Raw genomic sequence first — 25,559 nt, 5'->3', positions numbered from 1 at the left:
TCATGCGCGGCTTCCACTGAGCGCCAGGCGCGCCACGTCCGGCCACAACGGCTCGAGCTTGTCGTCGAACAGGGTGCAGGCGAACTTCAGGCGCCCGGCGCTGCTCGCCCAGCTCCTGGGGGCCGGACCGCGCACCTGCAGCCGTTCCGGCCGTCCCAGCCCGACGCGCAGCGCCTCGCGCGCGACGTGGCCCTCGAGCCAGTCGCGGTCGGCGCCCGGCGGGATCGGCGCGGTGCGCACCGCGGCCAGCAGCTTGCCGTCGAACGCGGCCAGGCTCAGCACGCCGCCATGCACCAGGCCGAACCAGGCCCCGGGGCGGCGCTCGTTGCGGCTCTGGTTCAGCGCGGCGACGAATTGCGGCACGACCTCGACCACGCGGCAGCGCCGCGCACGCGCCGCTTCGAGCAGGCAGCCCAGCAGCGCACGCGGCAGCGCCGCCGCCAGGAAGGGCCGGGTCGCGCTCCAGTCGGCCTGGATCTGCCAGTCGGCCGCGCCGGCGCCGAACAGCGCCTGGAAGCGCAGCGCGGCGGCGCCGTGCAGGTCGGCCAGGTGCGTGCCGTTTTCCGGCGGCGTGACTTGCCACAGGCGCACCAGCTCGTCGGCCAGCACCAGCGTCAGCGGCCAGCCGCGCGTGCGCTGCTCGCCCAGGAGTTTTTCCAGCGCCGCCCCCATCGCGGCCGGGCCGCCGGCCGCATCGAAACGCACGTCGCCCAGCAGCAGCGTGCGCTCGTGCGGCCAGATGCTGGTGCGCAGCAGCGCCAGCGCATCGGGCGCGACGCCGACCCGCAACGCGTGCCCGGTCCAGGGCCCGAAAACGGAGGGTGCGAGGAAATCAAGCATGCAGGGTCACCCGACGGATTTCTTCGATCGTGGTGGCGCCGCGCGCGACCAGGTCGAGCGCGGCCAGGCGCAGGCTGCGCGTGCCGTTGGCGGCGGCCGCGGCCTTGATGCGGCGGATCGGCTGCTTGTCGACGATCAGCTCGCGGATCTCGTCGTTCAGCGTCAGGATCTCGGCGATCGAGCGGCGGCCCTTGTAACCGGTGCCGCGGCAATCGCCGCAACCCAGGCCGCGCATGAAGCGGTAGCCGTGCACGTCGTCGAAGGTCAGGTGCACCGACGCCAGCTCCGCCTCGCCCGGCACGTACTGCACGGCGCAGCGCGGGCAATTCATGCGGATCAGGCGCTGGGCCCAGATGCCGTTCAGCGCCGACACGAAAGCGTATGGATCGATGCCCATGTGGGTGAAACGACCGAACACGTCGAACACGTTGTTGGCGTGGACCGTGGTCAGGACCAGGTGGCCGGTCAGCGCCGACTGCACCGCGATCTCGGCGGTCTCGCGGTCACGGATCTCGCCGACCATGATCTTGTCGGGGTCGTGGCGCAGGATCGAACGCAAACCCTTGGCGAAGGTCAGTCCCTTCTTTTCGTTGACCGGGATCTGCAGGATGCCGGGCAGCTGGTATTCGACCGGGTCCTCGATGGTGATGATCTTTTCGCGGCCGTTGTGGATCTCGGTCAGGGCCGCGTACAGCGTCGTGGTCTTGCCCGAGCCGGTCGGGCCGGTCACCAGCAGCATCCCGTAGGCTTCCTTAGCAAGCATGCGCAGGGTGGAAAGCGAAGGCGCGTCGAAGCCCAGCGCTTCCAGCGTGAGCGCGCCGTAGGCTTCGATCATGGCGCGCTTGTCGAGGATACGGATGACGGCGTCCTCGCCGTGGATGCTGGGCATGATCGACACGCGCAAATCGATCTCGCGTCCGCCGGACTCGACCCGGAAGCTGCCGTCCTGCGGGATACGGCGCTCGGCGATGTCGAGTTCGGCCAGCACCTTCAGGCGCGAGACGATGTGCTCGGCCAGCTCGATGCCGCCGACCGAGGCGGCGTGATCGAGCACGCCGTCGACGCGGTACTTGACGGCCAGGCCGCCCGCGGTGCTTTCCAGGTGGATGTCCGACGCCCCGGCTTTCAAGGCATCGTACAGCGTCGAGTTGACCAGCTTGACCGCCGGGCTGGCCGCTTCAGACACGCTGGCGAACGACAGCACCGACGCCGTCCTGCCCTCGCGCCGGCTCGATGCGCCCTCGCCTTCCTTGACCAGCGTGTCGACCGCGCGCGCCGACTCTTCCTGTTTGCCGAGGTAGGCCAGGATGTCGGACGGCAAAGCCAGGCGCAGGTGCAGCGGGTTCGATGGCGTGCAGCCGGCCTGCGCTTGCAGCCAGGTCTGCAGGTCGAGGTCGAACGGGTCGGCGATCACGCCGGTGACCTGGCCGCTGCCCGGATCGCCGGAGCGGTCGCGCAGCAGCACGCACTGGCGCGCCAGCGCCTGGGCCAGCGGCAGGCGATCGAACGCCGGCTGCTGGCCGAACATCTCCGGGGTTTCCATGACGCTCAGGCCGAACAGCTCGGCCAGCTGGCGCGCGACCTCGCGCGCGTCCAGCCCGGACAAGCCTTGCAGCTCCTCGACCAGCGCGCGGCGCGTCTGGCGGCTTTGCGCGCGCGCGCGGGCGAGCAGCTCGGCGTCGAGCGGCGCGTTCATGACATGTCTCCGGCCAGGTCGAAAATCGGCATGTAGAGCAGCACCACGATGGCGCCGACCACCAGGCCGATGGCCGCCATCAGCAGCGGCTCGAAGGTGCGCGTGAAGCGGTCGATCCAGCGCCCGATCTCGCCGTCGTAGAACGCGGCCGAGCGCGTCAGCATCGTGCCCATCTCGCCGGTGCGCTCGCCCACGCGCAGCATGCGCAGCGAGATCGGCGTGGTCAGGCCATTGGCGTCGAACGCATCGGACAGCGGGCGGCCCGACTCGATCGCCGCGCGCGCTGCCTGCAAACCCTGCGCCATGCCGGGCGAGACCATGGCCTGCACGGTGCCGATGGCCGAGACGATGGTGATGCCGCCCTCGCTGAGCATGCCGAGCGTCAGGTACAGGCGCGACAGTTCATAGATGCGCGCGCGTTCGCCGATGCCCGGCAGGCGTCCCAGCAGGCGCGTGACGCCGCCGCGCTCGAGGGCGCGCCGTACGCTCCAGGTCGCCAGCGCCAGCGCGGACAGGATCGCCAGCAGCAGCGGCCCGGTATGGGCGGCTGCGAACTGGCCCCAGTCGAGCATCAGGCGCGACAGCGCGGGCAACTCGCGCCCGGCGCCCTGGTAAACCTCGGCGAAGCGCGGCACGACGTAGGTCATCAGGAACAGGCTGACGCCGCCACCGACCAGCAGCAGGATCGCCGGATAAATGGAGGCGCTGACCACCTTGGCGCGCACGATATCGATGCGCTGCTGGTATTCGATATAGCGTTCCAGTGCGCGCGGCAGGTCGCTGGTGCCTTCGGCCGCGCGCACGATGCCGACGTACAGCGGCGGGAACAGCGCCGGCTGCTCGGCCAGTGCGCTGGAAAAGCGCTTGCCCTCGCGCAGGCTTGCGAGCAGGCTGTCCAGCACCGCGCGCGTGCCGGCGCTGCCTTCTTTCTCGAGCAGTGCTTCCAGGCCCTCGACGATGCCCAGGCCGGCCGTGAGCAGCGCCAGCAGCTCCTGGCTGAACAGCACCAGCGACAGCTTGCCGGCGCGGCGCGCGCCCAGCAGCGGACCGCGCGCTGGTTCGACCGCGCTGACGTAGAGCCCGCGCGCCTCGACCAGGCGGCGCGCGGCGGCCTCGCTGGGCGCGTCGACCACAAGGCTGGCGATGGTCATGTCGGGGGCGAGTGTGCGTACCGCGAACTGCATGGCGGGAGTCGGACCGGAAAAGGAGAAGGGGCTGGTGAAGGGACGGTGGGCCGGCGGCGCGTATGCGTGTTATTGCGAGCTGATGTCGGCGGCCTCGCCGCTGCCGCCCGGCTGGCCGTCCTTGCCGAGCGAAACGATCTCGTAGTCGCCTTTCGTGCCCGGTGCGCGGTACTGGTAGGCGTGGCCCCAGGGGTCGAGCGGCACGCCCTTTTTCAGGTAGGGACCGCTCCACTTGGCGGCCACGGCCGGCGGCGCGGTCATCAGCGCGTTCAGGCCCTCTTCGGTGGTCGGATAACGGCCGACGTCGAGGCGGAAGGTGTCGAGCGACTTTTCGAAGGCTTCGATCTGGGCGCGCGTGACTGTCACTTCGGACTTGCCGAGCTGCGAGAAATACTTGGGCCCGACATACGCCGCCAGCAGGCCGATGATGACGATGACGACCAGCAGTTCGAGCAGCGTGAAGCCCGCCCGGCGCACGCGCCCGGCGGCGCCGCGATTCAACACGAAAGACATCCCCACTCCTTGATGTTCTATAAAAACCCTTGCCGAAAGGCTACCATGCGCTTGTTGCGGCGACAATTTTTTTATGCACGCCGCCCAGGACTGTCGTATTCCCCTCATGGGCGCCGTCAGCATGCCAGATGAATGTGACAGCGCCGCGACCAGTCTCGGCTAGCGTGCGACCGGCGCCCCCGGCCCCGCATCCAGCGCGCAGACCCCGGCACGGCACACCGCGCCGGGATCGGGCCGGAACAGGCAAGTCGAAACCATGCCCGCGCGGCTGTTGGCCGCACGCCGTTCGCCCTCATAAGCGCCGCCCAGCGCGTGCAGCTCGGCCTCGGGCGTACGCGCGGTGGAGTACGCCAGGTAGCCCTCGGGTCCGCCGCAGGGCCGCGCCCCGAGCGCCAGGGTCTTGCATTGCGCATCTGCGCTGCAGGACGGGACGCCGACCAGGGCGTGGATGCGCGCCAGGGTGTCGCCGACCTGCCCGGCCACTGCCGGCCGCGTTTGCGCCGCTGGTGCGGCAGCTGCGGTAGGCGCGGCGCCGGCCGGATCGGGATGGGCGGCGCATGCCGTCAGCGCAGCGCATGACAGCGCGGTCAATAATAAGAAAACAATTTTTTGCATGAGCCATCATCGCGGGGCTTGGCCTCAGCGTCAAGCGTCCTCGCACGCTTCGCATCGCCTGGCACAAGCCCCTTTGCTGTGTGAAATCTTATCGAGGCCTGCGTGAACTGGTCACCACAAGACGTCGCTTTACCGCGACGCTGCTGCCAATGCCGAGCATTTCCATGGAGATATTTCCCTGCACCATCGTTGGTCAAGTTCAGCTAATTTCGACTAAAACTTGTTGAACATCGCTGTTAACGAACAGTACATCAAAATAATTGACCATAGGAAAGGATTCGTAGTTAGAATAGCTCATCCATTTCTTCAGTCGCCAGTCCATGAAACTTCATCGCCTTCCGATTCTTGCCAGCCTCAGCCTCGCCGTCCTGCTCGGCGCCTGCGGCGGCGACAACGTCCAGATCGCCATGCCAGGCGCCTCGACGGCCGCAGCCGATCCTGCCCCCCAGCCGGCTGCCGCCACCTACATGGCCACCCAGGTCGCTGCGGCCAACATGCCGCGGCCGGACTGCGCCGCCGACGGTTGCAAGGGCTTGCGCATCATCGATGGCAACGCCGAGACCTTCCGTTACCAGGCCATGCAGCAAGCCGCTACGCCGCAGTACTAATCCCCCGCCTCATCCGGCGGCCCACCCCTCGAGCAGCCGCAATTCGATGCAGCGCGCCAGCGCATGCGCGCGGTTGCTGACCCCGAGCAAGCGATAGATGCGCTGCAGGTGGTTCTTCACCGTCAACGCACTGATGCCGAGGATCTGCCCCATCTCGTCGTTGCTCTTGCCCTCGCGCAGCCAGCCCATGATCTCGGCTTCGCGCGTGCTCAGCGGCCGTGCCGGCGCCGCCGCGCCGGCGCCTGGCGACGGCAGGCGCATCAGCGCCAGATGAAGGTGCGGGACCAGCAGTTCCAGGAAATAGGCATGGCGCGCACTCGGCCGCTGCGGCAGCCCGAACAACGCGAATACGCTGGCCCCGCCGGCGGTCTGGCCGGTGCCGTGCACCAGCAGGTTGTCGAAGCCGGCGCGGCCCAGCTCGGCGCGGAAAGGCTCCAGCCCTGGCTGCGCTGCGCCGCCGAAGTCGCCCAGCGCCGGCAAGCGCCCGCCCTGCAGGCAATGACGCGCCAGGCGCGGCGCCAAGCCGTCACGCGCATCGGTGAGCAGCGCCAGCGCGGCGGCGTCGAGCACCGTCCCGTGCACGCACTCGAGGCGCTGCAGGTTGCCGCCCGGCGCGAACTGCATCGCGACCAGCACCTGGTGCGGCAACAGCGCCTGCAGCTGGCCCTGGGTCCACAGGAAAAAACCGTGCAGGCCCGCCGCGCGCACGCCCGCCTCGATCACGCGCAGCAGGTATTCCTGTTCCTGCCGGCTGAGGATGACGACCGGTTCCACGCTAGAACGCGTGGCTCCAGTCGAGCGCCAGGCGCGCGTGGCGCGTCACGAAGCGGTAGCCGGTACCGCGCACGGTCTCGATGTGTTCCTGGTGGCCGCTCGGCTGCAGCGCGTTGCGCAGGCGGCCGACGTGGGTGTCGACCGTGCGTTCGTCGAGCACGGCGTGACGGCCCCATACCTTGTCGAGCAGCTGCGAGCGCGTATGCACCCGTTCCGGATGGTGCATCAGGAAGTTCAGCAGGCGAAACTCGACCGGCCCCAGCGCCACCTGGCGCGTACCGGCGATCACGCGCTGGGTGCCCGGGTCGAGGCGCAGGCCGGCCATCTGCACGGTGTCGCTGGCCACGTGCGGGATGCGCCGGCGCAGCACCGCGTGGATGCGCGCCAGCAGCGCACGCGGATTGAACGGCTTGGTCAGATAGTCGTCGGCGCCGGATTCGAGCGCCAGGATGATGTCGTGCTCGTCGCTGCGGTTCGAGACCATGATGATCGGCAGCTCGCGCGTGCGCGCCTGCGCGCGCAGGCGGCGGATCAGCGCCTCGCCCGGCTGGCCCGGCAAGTCCCATTCGAGCAGCAGCATGTCGGGCAGCCGGTCCTGAGCCAGCAGCGCCAGCGCGCTTTCGGCGTCGCGGCAGGCGGCGGCCTGGTAGCCGGCGCGCGTCAGGTTCAGTTCCAGCAGTTGACGAACGGCGGAGTCGGGATCGAGCACGAGGATGTGTGCGGCCATGGCGTTCCTGGATGGCTTATCTCTACAGCATATCTTTACGGCAGGCGGATTGTAATATGCACCGAGTCCGAGGCGCTGAACAATATGATTTGATGTGCAGATTCAGAGCTTTCCCGAATAAATGCGAATTCGGCTCGAACCCTAGGGACATGCGGCGCGCGGGCCGACGGGGGATGATGCAATCCGGTTAAGGATGCGTGGCGGAAAGGATACAAAAAACCATCTGCCCCGGCAGGGACAGATGGTCGTGGGTGCTGCGCTGCGTGGCGGATCAGCGGGTGCGGCGGCGCAGGCCGAAGCCCAGCAGGCCAAGGCCGGTGGCCATGCTCAGCAGGGTCGACGGCTCGGGGACGGCGGAGACGGCGGCCGGGCCGACGCTGGCGTAGGCATTGGCGGGCGAGACGATGTCGGCCTCACCCGGGGCCAGGGTGATCTCGAACAGGCTGTCGCTCAAGTCGCCGCGATAGAGCAGGCCGACGAAGGTCGAAGGTTTGCCCGCGCCGCTGGTGTCGAAGCTGACGTCGAAGTTGAACAGGCCGCCCAGCAGGATGCTCTGGAACAGGTCGCTGAAGCCGCTGCCGTTAGTGTGCAGCACCACCGAGTCGCCTTGCGCCACCGAACCGCTGGCGCCGTTGCCGAGCTCGCTGTACTCGCCGAAGGCGCCGCTGAAGTGGCTCAGGGTCGCCGTGACCGGCGCCGAGTCGCCGAAATTGGCCAGGCCAAGGTCGAGGAAGGCGGTGCTGCTATTCAGCGTCGTGGTGTCGATCGCGACGTGGTAGGTCGGGCCGGCGAAGGCCGCGCCGCAGGCGCTCAGCGCCAGGGCCAGCAGCGAGCGCGACAGGATTTTCTTGAGGTTCATGACGTTTCCTTTTCTTGAGACTTAAAACGCGCCCTGGATCAGCGCCGGCTTGTAGGTAATGGCGGTTTTCGCCGGGTTCGAGAACGTGGTGGTGACGGTCGCGCTGGCGCCGACGGCAAGCGAACCGGACGGCAGTGTGATGTACGGTGCGCCATTCTGGCTGCCGCTGGCGTTATCCAAGGTCACGCCGGCGGTCAAGCCGTCGAGACGGAACTGCAGCGGACCGCTCAGGGCCGCGCCGCTCGTGTTGGTGAACGTCACGGTGGCGCTGTATTTGCCGGTGATGCGGTTTGGGACCGGCGCCGTCTGCGCGATCTTCACGCCGCCGGTCACATCCACGAAGGCCGGCGCCAGGTTCAGGCCGATCACCAGCGGATCGTGGTCCGACTCACGGAACTGGTTGGCCTGGTACAGGTCCTGGCTCAGGCCGGTATTCAGGTCGTAGCCCAGCGCATCCGGCTCGTCCGCGTTGATGTGCCACTCGAGGATGCCGGCGACCTGGCCGTCCAGCGCGGTCGAGGCCAGCGCGTGGTCGAGGTAGCCGCTCAGGCCGGCGAACACGTACGAGTACGGCGTACCTTCCGGACGCTTGAAGCGCTCGACTTCGTTGACGAAGCCGTTCGAGGTGAGGGTCGCGATCGGATCTTCGTGGCCGTAGGCGTTCATGTCGCCGACCAGCAGGATGCGGTCGTCGCCCGAGGCTTGCTTGATCTGCGGCACCAGGTAGTTCAGCAAGCGCTGCGCCTGCAGCACACGAGTGCCGGTCCAGCAGCCCTGGCCGTCGCCGCTGTCGCTGTTGCCGGCGCCGGCGCTGCCGCAGCTGCCTTTCGACTTCAGGTGATTGGCGACCAGCGTGAACTTGGCGCCATTGCTGTTGAGCTTGAAGGTCTGGGCCAGCGGCGGACGATTGTTGACGCTGTCGCCGTCGGTGATCGGCGCGCCGACAGGGGTGACCATTGCCGGCTTGTAGATCATCGCCACGCGGATCGCGTCGGTGCCGGTGACCGGCACGTTGGCGACGTAGTTGTAGACCTTGCTGCCGTAGGCGGTGTTGAGCTGGTCGACGATGTAGGACAGCGTGATGTCGCCGTTGTTCTGGACTTCCATCAGGGCGGCGACGTCGGCGTCCAGGCCCTTCAGGTCGGCCACCAGCTTGGTGCTCTGGCGCTGGAATTCCTTGAGGTTGTCGGCGCCGCGGCAGTTGCTCTTGCTCACCGAGCTGCCCAGGCTGCAGCCCTGGCCGGTCTGGCCCAGGTAGTTGGTGCCGTCGGTGAAGGTGGTGAAGAAGTTTTCGATGTTGGCGCTGACCACGCGCAGGTTGCCCGGCGTGCCCTGCACCGCCGGCGGACGCGGATTGGTGCGCGAGAAGCTCGGCGCCTGGGTCGGCTGCAGCTTGAACGACGGGTTCAGGCCGCCGGCGGCGCCGAAGTCGACCACGCCGGTCAGGTCGGTCACGGTGTCGCCGGAGCGCACGGTGCCGTCCTGGCCGATGTACGGAATCGGGTTCGGCGTGGTGAAGATGCCGTCGTCCAGCACGATCATGTTGCTGGCGTTGGCGGCGCTCAAGGCCTTGGCTTCAGGCGAGCTCGGCGCATAGCGGTTGGACGGCTGCTCCAGGCGCCCGTTCGACAGCACCAGTTCGCCGCGGTCGCCCAGGTAGCCGTTGCCGCTCACGGTCAGCGGCGTGGTGATGTGCACCAGCATGCCTTCGACGCGGCCCAGGTCGGGGTAAGGCAGTTCGATGTTGGTCGGGGCGATCGTGTAGCTGCCGCCCAGACGGGTGACTTTGGTCACGTTGCCCAACTCCGTGTACGAACGCGCGGCGCCGGTCGGAGTGTATTCGGTGACGGTGCCGGTGACTTCGACCATTTCGCCCGGCTGGGCGTCGGTGCTGGCGCCGAACACGAAGATGCCGTCCGAGGTGGTCGGGTCGCCGTCGCCTTTCGGGTCTTGGATGAAGAAGCCGCTGCCGACCTTGGCGGTCAGCACCCCGCGCGTGCTTTGCACGGTGTTGGCGTAGGGGCTGGTCGGGCCGGAACCCTGGATCTGCGGAATCGTCACGCTGCCTGCGATCTGGACCGTCACGGTGCAGCTGGCGCTTTGGCTGGTGTCGTTGGTGAACGTGATGCCGACCGGGTAGCTGCCCGCGGCCAGGCTGCCGTCGACCTGCAGCTGGACCGAGGCGGTGCCGCCCTTGCCTGCGGCCGGGGTGAACGGGCCGAGCGCGATGCCGGCGCGCGCGCCGCTGACGATCGAGGCGCTGCTGACGATGCTGTCGGCGTCGCTGGCCTGGAGCAGGCCCATGATCGCGCTGCCCTGGGTGCCGGACACGCTGGCCGGGCAGTTCGTGACGATGGCGGCGTCGGTCGTGGTCGTGCCGCAGGACTTGGCGGCGCTGGCGCTGTTGCGCGGGATCGGCGCGCCGGTCGCGAAGTCGGCGGCGTTGTCGTCGGTGTCGGTGCAGCCGCCATTGGCGCGGATCGCGGCGGTGGTGTTGCTCAGGGTCGCGGTCGGGCCGCTGCCTTCGTAGCCTGTGGCGGCGCTGCCGAAGCCGACCAGGTCGACCAGCGACGCCGACGTCGGGTTGGCGCCGCTCAGCGCACTCGCGTTGTTGACCAGCGCGACCTTGCCGCTGGTGCCGCTCAGGGCCAGGCTGCCGCTCGCGTCGGGTTGCGGCAGCGCGGCCGTGCCGCCGCTGCCGGCCGCTTCCTGGACCAGGTAATAGTGGCCCGGCTGCAGGATGCCGCTCAGCTTGGTCAGCTGCCAGCTGGTACCGGCCGACGAAGCGTATTGCACACTCCAGGTGCTCAGGTCGATCGCCGTCGTGCCGCGGTTGTGCAGCTCGATGAAATCGTTCTTGTACTGCGCGCCGCTGTTGCCGCCGCCGCCGTACACCTGGCTGATGACGACGGGAACGGTCGGGTCGGCGAACGCCGGCGCGCCCAGGCCGGCGCTCAGGCCTCCGATCAAGGCGGCGAGCACGGTCAGGCGCCCTGGAGAATGGATGGCAACGCGATGTTTCATGTAGTGTCCTGGGGTGAAGAGCGGAGTTGTCGAGAAAACACTTAACGGACGAATATTAATTGCCTATATTGACAACATCATGACCACCCGTTAGTCCAGATGGACTAATGCTTGTGGCATCGCATGCGCCGTCGATCAGCGCCGGGCACTGTGCACGGCGGCCGGTGCGGCATAGGGCGCCGCCAGCGGTTCGCCGATGAACAGACCCTGTGCCGGCCAGGCCACGCTCTTCCAGTAGGCTTCGATCGCGCTGTTGCCGCGGACATAGTGACTGAGCAACACCGTCGGATTCGGGAACTTCTGCCAGTGGTTGCACGGTTCGCTGACGGTGCCGTAGCTGGCGGTAGCGCCCGCCTCCAGCCAGCGCAGGCTGCTCATCTGCTGGTTGCCGAGCAGGTCGCCGCCGAGCGAGGTTAGATGGTCGGCCAGCGCGCCCGCCAGGAAGCCGAGGGTGTCGAGTTTGGCGACTTCAGCCATGCCGGTCTGGTAGACGATGATGTCGTGCGCGTCGTCGAGCACGTCGGCATGCAGCTGGCGCACGGTCAGCGCACGCGCGTCGATGCGTCCCGGCGGCGGGAAGAACGGCGCGCGCGCATTGCGCGCCGTGTCCGACGTCGCCAGGTAATACGCGCTGGCGGGAACGAGGCGAAAGCCGGCGCCGGCGCCGCGGTCGATCAGCGCTTTCGCCTGTTCCACCGATTCGGTCGGCAACAGCATCGAGAGGCGCACGTGCAGATCGGTGAACGGGCGTTGTGATGCCGAATTGAAATAGGGGCTGGGCCGGCCGGGCGCGCAGGTGCGGACGCATTGCTGCGCATCGAAGCCGAGGCTGTAGGCGCCGGTGATCGAGTTGCATTCCACCTTGTAGGGCGCGGTCCAGACCATCAGCACGGCCTGGACCGCGGGATCGAGACGGGCGTCGATCTGCGCCTTGAGCGCCTGGAAGCGCGCCGCGCTCAGCCCGTGCGGCTTGCCGGGGATGCGCACGTGCACCACGTTGGCCGAGGGGATGCCGCGCCGCTCGCGGTAATAGGCGCCGATGGCGACGCTGTTCGGCTCGGCGTCGTTGACGACGATGGCCAGCTGCTGCGGCTGCAGGCGCCCGGCGCCGGCCAGCTGCGCCCGGGCCGGGCTTGCAATCAGCAATGCGCCGAGCAGCGCAGCCGCCAGGGCGCGGCGCAGGCAAGAGGTCACGGTCATCGCAGTCGGTGGGCGGATGGGCTCCCGGCCATCATGCCACGGACCTCGACCGCGGCCACTGCGCCAGGCTCAGATCCTCGCGTGCACGTGCGTGTGCGTGTGCGCCCTCGCGCGCATGCGCGCCGCGCGAGGAGCACGGCGGCGCCGGCCAGCAGCATCGCCACCGCACCCGGCTCGGGCACCGGCGAGATCGCAAACACTTCCATCCCGTCCACGCGCACGATTTCGCCGCCGCGTGCGATCGACGATGCTCAAGCCCTCCTCCGCCGGATTGCCGTAGCTGAGCTGCCAGGACACCGCGCCATCGAGCAAGTTATTGACGAACAGGTCGGGACCGGAGCCGAACTCCGGCCCCAAATTGAGGTCGTTGAAGGTCTGGCGCAAACCCTGGCTCGGCAACACGTAGTCGGAGAGGGTCTGGCGGTACACGGCGGGCGCCGTCATATTGAACAGGAAGGCGGTGCGCTGGTAATCGCGCGGCGTCTCGTTCCAGGTCCCGCCGGCGCTCCAGCTTTGCGGATTGTAGCCGCCCACCAGGTAAGTCCGGCCGGCCGGATTGGTCACCTCCAGCAGCGTGAAGGTCGCGCCGTTGCCGTCGGCCGCCTGGTGGAAACCGGGCGCAGTGTCGCCCGGACGCAGCGTGTACACATTGCTGAGCTTGATGTCGCCGGCGCCCAGCCAGCGTCCGAGCTGGGCTGCGCGGCTGGCGTCGAGCAGGCGCGAGCCGCCGCTGACGTCGACGCCGAGATGGTCGGCCTGCGCCGACGCCGTGTTGGCGCCCAGCGCCAGCGCCGTGGCCAGGCCGGCTGCCGCAATGATCGTCTTCATGGTATGCCCCGATACCCCGGATGGGGTTTGACGGTGCATTGTCACGCCGCGTGCGAGGGCGCGCACGCACGGTAGACCTGGGAAAAGACGCTGGAGAAACCCGGCTGCGCCATGAAAAAGGCCAGGCCGGTGTCGCCACCGCCTGGCCTCGAACCAACTGGATTGCGCTTATGCGCGCTGGTACACGTCCTCGAAGCGGACGATGTCGTCCTCGCCGAGGTAGCTGCCCGACTGCACTTCGATCAGGTGCAGCGGCAGCTTGCCCGGGTTTTCCAGGCGGTGCGTGGTGCCCAGCGGGATGTAGGTCGACTCGTTCTCGGCCAGCAGCATCACCTTGTCGCCGCAGGTCACGCGCGCGGTGCCCGACACCACGATCCAGTGCTCGGCGCGGTGGTGGTGCATCTGCAGGCTGAGCTTTTCGCCCGGCTTGACCGTGATGCGCTTGACCTGGAAGCGGTCGCCATGGTCGATGCCCTCGTAGGAACCCCACGGGCGGTAGACCTTGGTGTGGTGCAGGTGCTCGGTGCGCTCCTTGCCTTTCAGGTGCTCGACCACGTTCTTGACGCGCTGGACCTCGTCCTTGTGCGCGACCAGCACCGCGTCCGGGGTCTCGACCACGACCACGTCCTTCATGCCGACCACGGCGACGATGCGGCTCTCGGCACGCACCAGCGTGTTGCTGGTGTTGTCGAGGTAGACGTCGCCGCGCAGCGAGTTGCCGTTGGCATCTTTTTGCTGGACGTCGGCCAGCGCGGTCCAGGAACCGACGTCGCTCCAGCCGATGTCGCTCGCCACCACGACGCCGTCACGGGTGTGTTCCATGACCGCGTAGTCGATCGAGTCCGACGGGCAGGCGGTGAACGCCTTTTCGTCCAGGCGGCAGAAGTCCAGGTCGCGGTAAGCGTTCTGCATTGCGTTTTCCGCAGCCTGGGCGATGGCCGGCGCATGCTTTTCGATCTCGGCCAGGAAGCGGTCGGCGCGGAACATGAACATGCCGCTGTTCCAGTAGTAGCCGCCATCGGCGACGAAGCCTTCGGCGGTGTTGCGGTCCGGCTTCTCGACGAAACGCTCGAGCTTGTAGCAGTCGTCGCAGCCCGGCAGCGGTTCGCCGCGGCGGATGTAGCCATAGCCGGTTTCGGGCGCGCCCGGGACGATGCCGAAGGTCGCCAGGGCGCCCTCCTGCACCAGCCTGGTGGCGCGCTCGACGGCCTGGCGGAATGCGTCGTTCTTCTCGATCACGTGGTCAGCCGGCAACACCAGCATGATCGCGTCCGGATCCTGGGCCAGCAGGTGCTGCGCCGCCGCCGTCACGGCCGGGGCGGTGTTGCGGCCGATCGGCTCGAGCAGGATGCTCTGCGGGGTGATGCCGACTTCGCGCATCTGCTCGGCGACCATGAAGCGGTGCTCGTTGCCGCACACCACTAATGGCGCCATCAACCCCGGCCAACCGTGCACGCGCAGCGCGGTTTCCTGCAGCATGGTCTTGTCGGTGACCAAAGGCAGCAACTGCTTGGGCATGACTGCCCGCGACAGAGGCCACAGACGGGTCCCGGCGCCGCCGGAGAGGATGACTGGATAGATCTTCATGCGTTGGCTTTCTTGCTTTATTTGTAATTAGGTGGTGAGGGTCTCTTCGTCGACTTCCTTGCGGCGGCTGCGGCGGCGATCGCGGGCATTGAGCCATTCGTCGGAACTGTATTCGGACGAATGCTTCATCTCCCCACCGCGATCGATGCTGTAGTCTTTGAACACGATCATTTCATGCAAGGTAACATCGTTCAATACGCGAGTGTACTCGAAAAGCACGCTGCGGACGACTTCCGCGCCTTCGCAGATATGGCTGCCATGGCCGATCCATGTCGGTCCGATGATGGTCGTGCCAGCCTCGATCTTGACGCCGGAACCGATGTAGACCGGGCCCTTGATCGTGGTGCCATTCCAGTCGATGCTGGTGTTCAGGCCGGTCCACAGGCCCGGTTCGATCTGGATGCCCGGCACGTCCATGTGGTTGACTTCGCCGGTGAGGACGTTTTGCAACACTTCCCAGTAATCACTGACGCTGCCGATGTCGAGCCAGTTGAACGGGCGGCCCTGGGCGTAGAACGGCATGCCCTTTTCGGCCAGCAGCGGGAACAATTGCGAACCGATGTCGAACTCGACGCCCGACGGGATGAGGTCGATGACTTCCGGCTCGAAAATGTAGATGCCGGTGCTGATGAAGTTGGATTTTGCTTCTTCCTGCTTCGGCTTTTCCTGGAACTGGCTGATGCGGCCATCGGCGTCGGTGACGACCACGCCATAGCTCGACACTTTGTCCCACGGCACTTCCTTGGTGATGACGGTGGCCATCGCGCCCTTGCGGCGGTGCTCGAGCAGCGCGGCTTTCAGGTCGAGGTCGATCAGCGCGTCGCCGCACAGGACGATGGTGGTGTCGTCGAAAAAGCCGCCGAACTCCTGGATCTTCTTCATGCCGCCGGCCGAACCGATCGGCACCGCCACGACTTCGCCGTCTTCCTTGGTGTAGCCTTCGAACGAATAGCCGATCTGGACGCCGAACTGCTCGCCCTCGCCGAAGTATTCCTCGATCTTTTCATGCAGGTGCGCGACGTTGACCATGATTTCGGTCACGCCATGCTTGCGCAGGTGCTCGATCAGGTAAGCCATGACCGGCTTGCCCAGCACCGGGATCATGGGTTTCGGCAGGTCGTAGGTGAGTGGACGAACGCGCGTCCCTTTGCCTGCTGCAAGAATCATTGCTTTCATCGTTTTATCCTCGAAGTTTATTTTGCGGTAGTCTGGTAGCGCCAGGAATCAGCACACATTTGCGCGATATCACGCTGTGCGGTCCAACCGAGTTCCTCTCGGGCGCGGGTCGGGTCGGCGTAGCATTTGGCGATGTCGCCCGGGCGGCGGTCGACGATCTGGTACGGAATCGGTTTCCCGCTGGCTTTCTCGAACGCGTGGATCATTTCGAGCACGGAATTGCCGTTGCCGGTGCCGAGGTTGTAGGTCACCAGGCCAGGGCCGGTCGCCAGCTTGTCGAGCGTCTTGACGTGGCCGATGGCCAGGTCGACCACGTGGATGTAGTCGCGCATGCCGGTGCCGTCCGGGGTCGGGTAGTCGCCGCCGAACACGGACAGCTTTTCGCGCTGGCCGTTGGCGACCTGGGCGATGTAAGGCACCAGGTTGTTGGGGATGCCGTTCGGCTCCTCGCCGATCAGGCCGCTGTCGTGCGCGCCGACCGGGTTGAAGTAGCGCAGCAGGGCGATGCGCCAGTCTGGCTCGGCCTTGATCAGGTCGCGCAGGATGTCTTCGATCATCAGCTTGCTGCGGCCATACGGATTGGTGGCCGACAGCGGGAAGTCTTCCTTGATCGGCACCGAGGCCGGATCGCCGTAGACCGTGGCGGACGACGAGAACACCAGCGTCTTGCAGCCGAACTTGGCCATCGTCTCGAACAGCGCCACGCTGCCATAGACGTTGTTGTCGTAGTAGCGCAGCGGCTGCGCGACCGATTCGCCGACGGCCTTCAGGCCGGCGAAGTGGATCACCGCATCGATCTTGTGGGCAGCGAACACGGCTTCCATGGCCGCGCGGTCGCGAATGTCGCCTTCCACGAATTCGAAGGATTTGCCGGTGATCTTCTGTACGCGTTCCTGCACCGAACGGTTGGCGTTGGACAGGTTGTCGTACGCAAGGACCTCGTGGCCCGCGTTTTGCAGTTCCACGACCGTGTGGGAACCGATGTAACCCATGCCGCCAGTAACCAGAATCTTCATCTCGTATCTTTCTATCGTTAAGGGTTGGCGCCATGCCTTACGGCCAGCGCATTCTTCTTAGACACTTGTCTGGCGTAACCGCCACATCCCTGTCCTGCCTGCCCGGTTCTAACGCCGGGCGGCCTCTTTGATGAACAACCAAAAGAAGGCCATGTCTTCTATAAAGTAGCGCCGGAACATCCGCCGCGGCTCCTGCAGGAACCGGTAGAACCATTCCAGCCCCGACTTCTGCATCCACATGGGCGCGCGCTTGACGCGCCCGATCGCCACGTCGAAGGTGCCGCCCACGCCCATCGCGAACGGGACCTTCATCTCGGCTTGATACCGCCCGAGGAACTGCTCTTTCTTGGGCGAGCTGATCGCCACGAACAACAGGTCGGGGCGGGCGTCGCGGATCTGTTCGACCACCTGCGCTTCCTCCGCCTCGCCCCTCCAGTAGCCGTTGCGCCAGCCGGCCAGCACCAGGCGCGGATACTTGCGCGCGTAGGTCGCGGCCACCTGGCTCACCACTTCCTCGCGGGCGCCGAGCAGGAACACGCGCCAGCCCTTCTCGCCCGCGCGTCGCATCAGCGCCTCGAACAGGTCGACGCCGGCGACCCTTTCCTTGAGCGGCCTGCCGAGCAGGCGCGAAGCCCACACGACCGGCATGCCGTCGACGTTGACCAGGGCGCAGCCGTTGATGATCCGACGCAGCTCGGGATCGCGGCTGGCCTTGACCAGCTTGTCCACGTTGACCACCACATGCTGATGGGGCTGTCCTGTCCGGATGCAGCCCTCGACGGTTTGCAAGGTCTCTTCCATCGACAGGTTGTCGATGGCGCATCCCATCAATGTAATCCGCTCGCTCATTGTTAACCCCCTCGGGTTACAGCTCCGTTACCTGGCCAGCTCCTTCGCCAATACCGCGACGATGCGCTGCGCCGCCTGGCCGTCCCACAGATGCGGACGGCGCCCCTGCTTGCCTTCGCCGCGCAGGATCTTGCGCGCTTCCTGCACGATCACGGCCGGATCGGTGCCGGCCAGCACATTCGAACCTTCATCCACCGTCACCGGGCGCTCGGTGTTCTCGCGGATCGTCACGCACGGCACGCCCAGCGCCGTGGTTTCCTCCTGCAGGCCGCCGCTGTCGGTCAGCGCCACCGCGGCGTCCTTCCACAGGTTCAGGAAGGCCATGTAGGCTTGCGGCCCGGCCAGCGTGATGTTCGGGCCCAGGTCGATGCCGAACTTTTCCAGGTTCGCGCGCGTGCGCGGGTGCACCGGGAAGATCAGCGGCAGCTCGGTGGCGATTTCCTTCAGGGCGCCGGCGATGCGGGCGAAGCTGGCGGCATCGTCGACGTTGCTCGGGCGATGCAGCGTGACGACGCCGTAGCGCTCGCCGGCATCCTGGCGCGCGCGTTTCCAGGCCGAGGTCTCGAAGCCGGAGGTGTCGGTATGGCCGAGCTTGTCGGCCTGGTACAGCACGTTGTCGACCATCACGTGGCCGACGTAGTGGATCGCCTTCTCGTCCTTGCCTTCGCGGCGCAGGTGCTCGAGCGCCGCCGGTTCGGTCACGAAGAACCAGTCCGAGATGCTGTCGGTGACCAGGCGGTTGATTTCTTCGGGCATCGCCATGTCGCCCGAACGCAGGCCGGCCTCGACGTGGGCGACCGGGATGTTCAGCTTCTTGGCGACGATCGAGCAGGCCAGCGTCGAATTCACGTCGCCCACCACCAGCACCGCGTCCGGGCGCTCCTTGATGCACAGTTCCTCGAAGCCGATCATGATCTTGGCAGTCTGCTGGGCGTGGCTGCCGCCGCCGGCGGCCATGAACACGTCCGGCTGCGGGATGCCGAGCTCTTCGAAAAACACGTCGTTCATCTCGCGGTCGTAGTGCTGGCCGGTGTGGATGATCTTGAAGGAAAGCGCCTGCTGGTCCTGAAGGGCACGGACGATCGGTGCGATCTTCATGAAGTTGGGGCGGGCGCCCGCGACGAGGTAAATCAGCATATTAAAAACAATCCCTAGTAATTATTAAAGACCTTGCAACACCGTCGCGAGCGGCGGCAATGTTGGCCGGGAAGCGCAGCTGTACGGAGGTACAGCGCGCATCGCAGGGCTCGGCGCCCCCGCACGACAGTGAAACGCGCAGCAGGATTTTTTGCAATGTTTTCATTAAATAATCGCTATTGTAATCCTGCACTCGACTGGGACGGCGGACGATACGGCGCTGACCTTCAAAACGTCGCACGGCTGGCGGCTTTCATAGCGCCGCGAGAACCAGCCGAGCGGCGGATTTTCGTTGGCGCGCACCAGTTCCAGCTTGAGATCATGGCCCTGCACGTGCATCTGCAGCGCGAAGCGCTTGCCGCGCACGTGCAGGCCGGCGCTGTCCAGGCGTACCGACAGCTCGGGCGCGAAATGCCAGAACAGCTCGACCTGGTGCGGTTTCTTGGCTGCAACCTCATCGCGCACGGTCAGCGTCGAGGTGGCGGCGTCGAAGCGCACGCTGCGCAGGTGGCGCACCGGATCGGCCAGGCGCATGTAGCCATCGTGCGAGCCGCGGAAATCGAATTCCTGCGGCGATTGCGGCATGCGCTCGATCGCTGCCCGGGCCTTCCTCAGCCACATGAAGCGTCCGCCGGGCACCGACTGGTCGAGGCCGTCGATGCGCACCGTGTTGTGCGCCGAGGTGCCGCGGAAGTAATCGCGCCACTTGTGTTCTTGCCAGTAAGAATAGGTGCCGGGATCGACCAGGCACGGCTCGCCGGCGACCGACAGCGTGAGCGCCAGCGCGTCCGCGTGCGCGTGCGCCGCGATGCCGAGATAGCCGAGCGGGCCGCAATCGACCATGCCCTTGATTTCCTCGGGCTCGTCGAAATGGGCGCCGAACAGCAGGTAGCCGCCGTCGGGGAAGGCCCAGCCGGTGTCCGACTCGTGCGGATCGGCCTCGGGGCGCCGGCCCGGCAGCGCATGCAGCAGCCAGCGCACGCCCGGGTGCTGCGGCTCGATCCGGCGCAGCACCGCGTCGCCCAGCGCCAGCAGCTGGGCGGCGCGGTCCGAGCCGGACGCGTCGAGGCGGAACACGATGCCGTCGTCGGCGTCGCCGACCATCGGCACGTTGCCGCCGACGTCGCGCACCGAACGCAGGAAGCGCAGCGCGCGCTGCGGGCTGGTCCAGTAGCTGCGCGAGAACGGCTGCCCGCAGGCTTGCCCGACCAGGCCGGCCACGAACAGGAATTCGCAGGAAAAGATGTGGTAGGCAAACGCCTGTTCGCGGTTGACGCCGTCGCGCGAGAACTGGGCCTGGGCTTCGTGTTCGAGTTCGCGCCGCGCCTGCTCCAGCCAGGCGCCGGACGCCTTCCAGCATGGCCAGATCGAGGCGCCGACGTACAGCCCGGCCAGTTCGCCGATCAGGTGGTTGTTGGCCGACGAATGGCGCGACAGGTGGCGCGCGATCGCGCTGCAATGGGCGTGGATCGAGTCGAGCCAGTCGGCGCGCAGGCGCTGGCCGTCGTCGCCACTGAACAGGCCGCTGCCCTTGTGCGCATCGTCGCCGCCGATCAGTTGCCACACCAGCGCCCAGTTGATCAGGCGGATGCCCAGTTCCAGCGAGCTGGTCCAGTTGGGGCCGGTCAAGGGCGGGCACTGGTCGAGCCAGCTGCGCAGCTGGTGGTGCAGCGTCCGCAGCCAGGCCGGGTCGCGGCTCACGGCCCAGGCCTGGGCCAGCGACACCAGGTGCAGGTGGCGGTTCAGTTCCCAGACGTGCTTGATGTCGCCGACCTTGTCGCGCTCCGACACGTCGATGTCGCCGGCGTAGATGGCGGGGCCGACGACGCCGGTGTCGGGGTCGCGGTTCCAGACCGGCGGCATGCCGACGTCGAAGCGGCGCTCGGCGAACAGGACGACGTGGCCGGCTTCGATGCTGGCGGCGTCGAGCAGCAGGCGCTCGCGCTCTTCCGGCGCCAGCGCGGGCGCGCCTTCGACCGCGAAGTTGCGCGCGCGCGGCAGCGGCGGCGCGGTGCGCGGGCGCATGCGCTTGACCACGCCCTTGGCGGCCGCCTGCTGGATGCGGTAGCCGACTTCGGTCACCGACATGCAGCGCAAGCGGTTGACCAGCCACACCATGCCTGTCGTTTCGCTCATCGTCCTACCCCCGCCAGTTCACGGTAGATCGTAGACAATTGCCCGCACACCACTTCGGTCGAGTAATGCCGTTCGATGGTGGCGCGCGCGCATCCGGCCAGCCGCTCGCGCAGGGCCGGGTCCATCATCACTTGCGCCAGCGCCCCGGCCAGCGCCTGCGCGTCGCGCGGCGGCACCAGCAAGCCGTTGTCGCCGTCGCGCACCGCTTCGGGGACCGCACCGACCTCGGTCACGACCACGGCCTTGCGCGCCGCCATCGCCTCCAGCATCGACATCGGCAAGCCTTCGGCGTGCGACGGCAGGCAGAACAGTTCGGCCTTGGCCAGTTCGGCATCGCGTTCCCGCGCGCCGAGCCAGCCGGGCAGCTCGATCCGTTCGTCCAATCCCAGCTCGGTGGCGCGCCGGCGCAGCGCCTGGGCATCGCCTTCGCCGCCGAACACCAGGCGCAGCAGCGGAAAGCGTGGCGCCAGCTGGGCGCCGGCCGCGAGCAGCTCGAACACGCCCTTGGCCGCTTCCAGCCGGCCCAGGTAGAGCACGCGCTGCGGCTGCGCCAGCGCCGGGTCGGCCAGCGCCGGCAGCGGGACCGAATTGGGCACCACGGCCACGTGCGACGAGGGCGCGAAGGCTTGCACGAAATCCGCCCAGCCCTCGGACAGCGTGATCACCACCGAACTGCGCGCGAGCGTGTGGCCGATCCAGCGCCGCAGCACGGGACCGGCTTCCTCGGTCGCGTACTTGCGAAAGCCGCCGCCATGCAGGTGGAAGATGGTGTTACAGCCGGCCAGGCGCGCGATCAGCAGCAGCGCCGACTTGCGGAGGAAGCTGGCATGCGAGGATGCATGCGCGTGCACCACCGCCGGACGCTGGCCCAGGCAGATGCGCACCGTGGCCGAAAGGCCCGAGAGCGCGCTTTTCAGCTTGGCACCTCGGCTGCCCTCGGCATGGGTGGCGACGTAGCGCACCCGTTCCCGTTCGAACAAGCCATGCCGCCGCAGCACCGATACCACGGCCGCGACCCCGCCCCGCCCTTCGAGCGCGGTGCCGACCATCAGGACACGTGGCGCCTGTGCCTTGGCTATCGGTCGCTGTAACAATTGTCACGCTCTTATAAAATGGGCAATGTTTCGATGATACATCATCAGTTTCCCGATGCGCGCACGTTTCAGGTCCGTTTTCATGCGTCGGCGGCGAACGCGATGAACTCGAATTTGCCGTTCGGCCCACGCGGAATCGCCCCCACCCGCTCCACGCTGACCTGCACACCAGGCACGCGCAGCAGGAATTGGTCGACCAGCGCCTGGGCGTCGCGGTCGCCGAAGCCTTCGAGTGCGACCACGCGCAGCAAGAACCGGCCGTTGCCGCGGTACAGCACCTGGCCCTCGACCAGGCAACGGTCGTGGCCCTGGAAGATGCGGTCCAGCCGGGCGATCAGGCGCCCGTCCGGCAGCGACACGGTTCTTTCCTGGCGCCCGATCACCGCCTCGACCGTCGGAAAGACCCGGCCGCAGGGGCAGTCGTGCGGGTGCTTGGCGGGCACGACGGCGTCGCCGGTACGGTAGCGCACCAGCGGCATCGCCGGGTTGCCGAGCGTGGTGCCGACCAGTTCGCAGGCGCCGCCGCGTTCCGGCGCCGACTCGAGCAGCGCGACGCTGCCGTAGTCGGTCAGCACGTGATAGCTGCCGTGCTCGCAGGTGCCGATCGCCGCCACCCGCTCGGATTGGCCGTACCAGTCGAACACGGTGACGCCGAACGCCTGCACGACCGCGGCGCGCACGTCCGGCGCCAGCGTTTCCGACGAGGTCATTACGCCGCGCAGGCTGGCGCCGCGGTAGCGCCGCCCGGCGGCGTTGAGCCAGATGGCCAGCGCTGCGATCGACGAGGGATAGGCGTGGATCACGACCGGGTCGAAGCGCTCCAGCGCATCGACGTAGCCGCCGATGCTGCTGTTGGATAAATGGTACGAGGACATCAGCAGCATGTTGCCGACCCAGTCGCGGCACCAGTAGCGGCCGTCGCGCGGCCGGTCGTCGCACACGATGTCGCCGCGGATCCAGGCGCGCCGCTGGCCGTGGCGATAGCCGATCCAGCGCAATTGCCGGTAGATGAAGCCTTCTTCGCGCACCATGGTGCCGATCGACTGGACGATGGTGAGCGGGGTGCCCGAGGTGCCGCTGGTCTTGATCGTGGTGCGCAGCCAGGAGCCGGGGCGGCGCCGGCGCACCAGGCGCCCGGGATGCTGGCGCACCTCGTGCTTGCTCAGCAGGCGCGCGCTGGGCGGCAGGCGCTGCAGGTTGACACCGTCGCCGTCGAGCGGCACCCCGACCTTGTGTGCGCGCCGCGCGATGTAGGCGGCCAGCGCTTCGCGCGAGCGTTCGTTGGCGGCCAGCGCCGGGTAGACGAACAGGCGTCCCCAGAGGTTGCGCACCAGCTCGCGCGCCAGCGAGCGCAGCGAGACTCTCAAGGAATACTTCCACATCGACATGGCTGGCGTCACTCCGTCAGGATGGTCTTGTAGATGGCCGCCACGTCGCGCCCGAGCACGGCATAGGTGCGGTGGCGTCTGACCCAGGCCGGGCCGCGGCTGGCAAACCCGGCCGCAAGCGCCGGATCGGCAAGCAAGGCGCGCACCGCGTCGGCGAACGGGCGCGCCTGCATCGGCACGCACAGGCCGGCGCCGCTGCGTTCGATCACCTGTTGCTGGTCCGGGATGTCGTTGGCGACGCTGGGAATGCCGAGCGCCAGGTATTCCACCAGCTTGGTCGGCGAAGACACGTCGTACAGCACGCCGCGCGGGATCGGCGACAGCCCGACCTCGGCCCGCACCGCGTAGCCGAGCGCAGTGCGCTGGTCCAGCCAGCCGGTCAGCAGCACGTGCCGTTCCAGGCCGCGCCCGGCGATCTGGCGCCGCATCCAGGCCATCTCGTCGTTCGAAGGCGCGTCGCCGGCGATCACCAGCAGCACCTCCGGCATGCCGGCGCGCAGTTCGTCGACCACGTCGAGCAGGAAGTCCGATCGGCGCGCCTGGGCGATGCGGCCCAGGTAGATCAGCACGCGCCGCCCGTCCAGGCGCGCATCATGCACGGGCTCGATGCGCGCACGATCGAACAGGTCGGCGTCCACGCCCATCGGCACGGCCGTCATGCGCGCGCGCTCGAACCCCTTGGCGGCCAGCCAGTCGGCCATCGCGTCGCTCTGCACGAACACGTGGCGCGCCCCCGGCAGCACCAGGCGGTAGATGACCCGGCGCGAGGCGGCGGCGCGCAGCGCATGCGCAGCCCACAGCAGCCGGCTGCGCAGGCCACGCCGGCGGCGGCGGAGCTCGTCGCGCCGCACCTCGAATCCTTCGACGATCGGGAACGACATCCAATACAGAAAGGGCACGCGCAGCACGGCCGCGGCCAGGCGGCCCAGCACGCCGCTGGCGATCTTGTCGCGCACTTGTATACAGGCGGGGCGCCGGCCGGGCAAGGCGCGCAGCGCGCGCAGCAGGCCGAGCAGGTCCCACAGCGGCGCGCACACGCCGGCGCAGCGGCTTTGCAGCGAACCGATCACGTGCATGGCGCCGGCCGGCCATGGCGCGCCCGCGCCGGGCAGGTCGCACTGCCCCACCAGTTCGCTCCTGACGCCGTAGCGCGGCATTTCGGTGCCGAACAGGGTCAGCACGTCGGCGCGCACCGGCGGTAGCGGATCGCGCACGATGAACAGGATGGACGATGCGGTCGAGGCGTTTGGCACGGTAATTTACAAAAGAGCAACTAGTCGTTGCCGATTTTACGCCGTGCGCTTGGCGCGCCGTTTGCGAAAGGGTCAATGCGCTTGAGGAAGCGCCGACGCCGTCTGCCGCGACGCTGCGCGACGCGTTGCAAAGCCCGGCTGGCGTGTCATGCCTGGGCGGCGCGCATAGCCAGCAGCAGCGGCACCAGCCCGGCGCTGGCGCCGCTGTCGATCTTGCGGCAGAAATGCGCGCTGCCGGCCTGGCGCGCCGCAAGGATGCGTTCGAAGTCGCCCTCGACCAGCACTTCGGGATTGCGGGCGCCGTTCCCGGGCCACTGCACGTAGCGGAAGTTGTGGCCCAGAACGCGCGCGCGGAATGGCGAGTTCATGACCAGAGTCTGGAAGAACAATTCGTCGGGACAGGACGCGCTGCGAAAAAACCGCACCAGGCCGGGCTCGCTCTGCACGCGCGCCAGCAGCGCGCACACGCACGCACGCGAGAGCGCCCACCACGACGAGCCGCCATACGGCTGCATGCCGCCCGGGATGCGGCGCGTGACGCCGACGACGCGCATCGTCTTGTTGAGCAGCGACCAGGCCAGGCGCGCCGGCGCGGCAACGTGGCCGCGATAGAAATATTGGTAGCGGTAATCGGCCGCCCACTCGCCTGGCGCGGGGCCGATCGGGACCGTGTCGAGCAGCTCGCACCCGTGCAGTACGGCCAGCGCCGCCTTGAGCGCGGCGTTCGACAGCAGCGGGAAATCCTGCGCGCTCAGGAAGATGACTTTGTCGAACTCGGGCACCTCGGCGACGATCTGCGCCAGCGAGTTGAGCACCGCCTGCACCTGGCTGAACGTGCCCCAATGCACGTCGATGCGATCAAGGACCTGGCGCGCGTACGGGTGGACGCCGACCGGCTCGATGTGGGACTTGCGGTCGAGATTGAGGTAGATCAGGAAATCGTCATCGCGCAGCTGTTCGACCAGCTGATTGATCTGGCCGAGGTCCTTGTGCGCTTGGATCAGGAACACCTGTTTCATCGTCGGCCGTCCCCGGAAAGAACATCGCCTGCGCGC

At 67.6% G+C, this 25,559-nt stretch carries 22 protein-coding genes and 1 pseudogene; 1 reads left to right on the top strand and 22 read right to left on the bottom strand.

Going from position 1 to position 25,559, the window contains the following annotated elements:
* From FA90_RS01925 to FA90_RS01905, 5 genes are all read right to left on the bottom strand, one after another.
* Positions 1 to 840 carry a hypothetical protein gene (locus FA90_RS01925; RefSeq protein WP_051971323.1) on the bottom strand — a complete coding sequence of 280 codons (840 nt, stop codon included), beginning with the start codon at positions 838 to 840 and terminating at the stop codon, positions 1 to 3.
* Entirely contained in the window at positions 833 to 2,536 is a 1,704-nt protein-coding gene (locus FA90_RS01920) for a GspE/PulE family protein (protein WP_036165350.1), read from the bottom strand. The genes FA90_RS01925 and FA90_RS01920 overlap by 8 nt, the downstream gene beginning before the upstream one ends.
* Positions 2,533 to 3,720, bottom strand: coding sequence for a type II secretion system F family protein (locus FA90_RS01915; protein ID WP_036165347.1), 1,188 nt, complete (start codon positions 3,718 to 3,720; stop codon positions 2,533 to 2,535). Before FA90_RS01915 ends, FA90_RS01920 begins: the two co-directional genes overlap by 4 nt.
* A gap of 69 nt (positions 3,721 to 3,789) precedes the next feature.
* Positions 3,790 to 4,233 (bottom strand): type II secretion system major pseudopilin GspG, encoded by a 444-nt coding sequence (gene gspG, locus FA90_RS01910; protein WP_036165344.1) that lies wholly within the window; start codon positions 4,231 to 4,233, stop codon positions 3,790 to 3,792.
* Between the two features lie 159 nt (positions 4,234 to 4,392).
* Positions 4,393 to 4,848, bottom strand: coding sequence for a hypothetical protein (locus tag FA90_RS01905; RefSeq protein ID WP_036165341.1), 456 nt, complete (start codon positions 4,846 to 4,848; stop codon positions 4,393 to 4,395).
* A 320-nt stretch (positions 4,849 to 5,168) separates the two neighbouring features.
* Between FA90_RS01905 and FA90_RS01900 the strand changes: the two genes are divergently transcribed.
* Positions 5,169 to 5,456 carry a hypothetical protein gene (locus FA90_RS01900; protein WP_036165337.1) on the top strand — a complete coding sequence of 96 codons (288 nt, stop codon included), beginning with the start codon at positions 5,169 to 5,171 and terminating at the stop codon, positions 5,454 to 5,456.
* A gap of 9 nt (positions 5,457 to 5,465) precedes the next feature.
* On the opposite strand, the gene epsA is transcribed toward FA90_RS01900, so the two are convergent.
* The 17 genes and pseudogenes from epsA to FA90_RS01820 form a co-directional block, all read right to left on the bottom strand.
* Positions 5,466 to 6,230, bottom strand: coding sequence for an XrtB/PEP-CTERM-associated transcriptional regulator EpsA (epsA, locus tag FA90_RS01895; RefSeq protein WP_036165334.1), 765 nt, complete (start codon positions 6,228 to 6,230; stop codon positions 5,466 to 5,468).
* Position 6,231: 1 nt separating this feature from the next.
* Positions 6,232 to 6,957 carry a winged helix-turn-helix domain-containing protein gene (locus FA90_RS01890; RefSeq protein WP_036165332.1) on the bottom strand — a complete coding sequence of 242 codons (726 nt, stop codon included), beginning with the start codon at positions 6,955 to 6,957 and terminating at the stop codon, positions 6,232 to 6,234.
* A 271-nt stretch (positions 6,958 to 7,228) separates the two neighbouring features.
* On the bottom strand, positions 7,229 to 7,816 hold the full coding sequence (locus FA90_RS01885) for an NF038129 family PEP-CTERM protein (protein ID WP_036165329.1): 588 nt from the start codon (positions 7,814 to 7,816) through the stop codon (positions 7,229 to 7,231).
* 21 nt (positions 7,817 to 7,837) lie between these two features.
* A complete protein-coding gene (locus FA90_RS01880) occupies positions 7,838 to 10,840 on the bottom strand; it encodes an ExeM/NucH family extracellular endonuclease (RefSeq protein ID WP_036165327.1) in 3,003 nt (1,000 codons plus the stop codon).
* Positions 10,841 to 10,975: 135 nt separating this feature from the next.
* Entirely contained in the window at positions 10,976 to 12,040 is a 1,065-nt protein-coding gene (locus tag FA90_RS01875; RefSeq protein ID WP_036165324.1) for a TIGR03790 family protein, read from the bottom strand.
* The gene (locus FA90_RS27625) at positions 12,037 to 12,198 is read right to left on the bottom strand and encodes a hypothetical protein (RefSeq protein ID WP_373994582.1); all 162 of its coding nucleotides are present in this window, start codon (positions 12,196 to 12,198) and stop codon (positions 12,037 to 12,039) included. Before FA90_RS27625 ends, FA90_RS01875 begins: the two co-directional genes overlap by 4 nt.
* Positions 12,199 to 12,322: 124 nt before the next feature.
* A pseudogene (locus FA90_RS26845) lies at positions 12,323 to 12,868 on the bottom strand (PEP_CTERM-anchored TLD domain-containing protein); the annotation flags it as partial.
* 168 nt (positions 12,869 to 13,036) lie between these two features.
* The gene (locus FA90_RS01865; protein WP_036165320.1) at positions 13,037 to 14,455 is read right to left on the bottom strand and encodes a mannose-1-phosphate guanylyltransferase/mannose-6-phosphate isomerase; all 1,419 of its coding nucleotides are present in this window, start codon (positions 14,453 to 14,455) and stop codon (positions 13,037 to 13,039) included.
* A 27-nt stretch (positions 14,456 to 14,482) separates the two neighbouring features.
* Positions 14,483 to 15,631: a sugar phosphate nucleotidyltransferase gene (locus FA90_RS01860; RefSeq protein ID WP_036165316.1), complete on the bottom strand. Its 1,149-nt coding sequence runs from the start codon at positions 15,629 to 15,631 to the stop codon at positions 14,483 to 14,485.
* 17 nt (positions 15,632 to 15,648) lie between these two features.
* On the bottom strand, positions 15,649 to 16,647 hold the full coding sequence (gene galE, locus FA90_RS01855) for a UDP-glucose 4-epimerase GalE (protein WP_036165315.1): 999 nt from the start codon (positions 16,645 to 16,647) through the stop codon (positions 15,649 to 15,651).
* Positions 16,648 to 16,755: 108 nt separating this feature from the next.
* Entirely contained in the window at positions 16,756 to 17,496 is a 741-nt protein-coding gene (locus tag FA90_RS01850; RefSeq protein WP_036165311.1) for a WecB/TagA/CpsF family glycosyltransferase, read from the bottom strand.
* 27 nt (positions 17,497 to 17,523) lie between these two features.
* Positions 17,524 to 18,633 carry a non-hydrolyzing UDP-N-acetylglucosamine 2-epimerase gene (wecB, locus tag FA90_RS01845; protein WP_036165308.1) on the bottom strand — a complete coding sequence of 370 codons (1,110 nt, stop codon included), beginning with the start codon at positions 18,631 to 18,633 and terminating at the stop codon, positions 17,524 to 17,526.
* A 165-nt stretch (positions 18,634 to 18,798) separates the two neighbouring features.
* Positions 18,799 to 20,769 carry an alginate lyase family protein gene (locus FA90_RS01840; RefSeq protein WP_051971320.1) on the bottom strand — a complete coding sequence of 657 codons (1,971 nt, stop codon included), beginning with the start codon at positions 20,767 to 20,769 and terminating at the stop codon, positions 18,799 to 18,801.
* Complete coding sequence (locus tag FA90_RS01835; RefSeq protein WP_373994581.1) at positions 20,766 to 21,863, bottom strand: glycosyltransferase family 4 protein; 1,098 nt, start codon at positions 21,861 to 21,863, stop codon at positions 20,766 to 20,768. Before FA90_RS01835 ends, FA90_RS01840 begins: the two co-directional genes overlap by 4 nt.
* Before the next feature lie 80 nt (positions 21,864 to 21,943).
* Positions 21,944 to 23,251: a phenylacetate--CoA ligase family protein gene (locus tag FA90_RS01830; protein ID WP_239700492.1), complete on the bottom strand. Its 1,308-nt coding sequence runs from the start codon at positions 23,249 to 23,251 to the stop codon at positions 21,944 to 21,946.
* 8 nt (positions 23,252 to 23,259) lie between these two features.
* Positions 23,260 to 24,504: a glycosyltransferase gene (locus FA90_RS01825; protein WP_036165304.1), complete on the bottom strand. Its 1,245-nt coding sequence runs from the start codon at positions 24,502 to 24,504 to the stop codon at positions 23,260 to 23,262.
* 146 nt (positions 24,505 to 24,650) lie between these two features.
* Positions 24,651 to 25,523: a beta-1,6-N-acetylglucosaminyltransferase gene (locus FA90_RS01820; protein ID WP_036165301.1), complete on the bottom strand. Its 873-nt coding sequence runs from the start codon at positions 25,521 to 25,523 to the stop codon at positions 24,651 to 24,653.
* Positions 25,524 to 25,559: the final 36 nt, after the last annotated feature.

It is taken from the genome of Massilia sp. 9096, from assembly GCF_000745265.1.
Lineage (GTDB): Bacteria > Pseudomonadota > Gammaproteobacteria > Burkholderiales > Burkholderiaceae_D > Telluria.
This window is presented reverse-complemented; position numbering and strand designations above follow the sequence as displayed.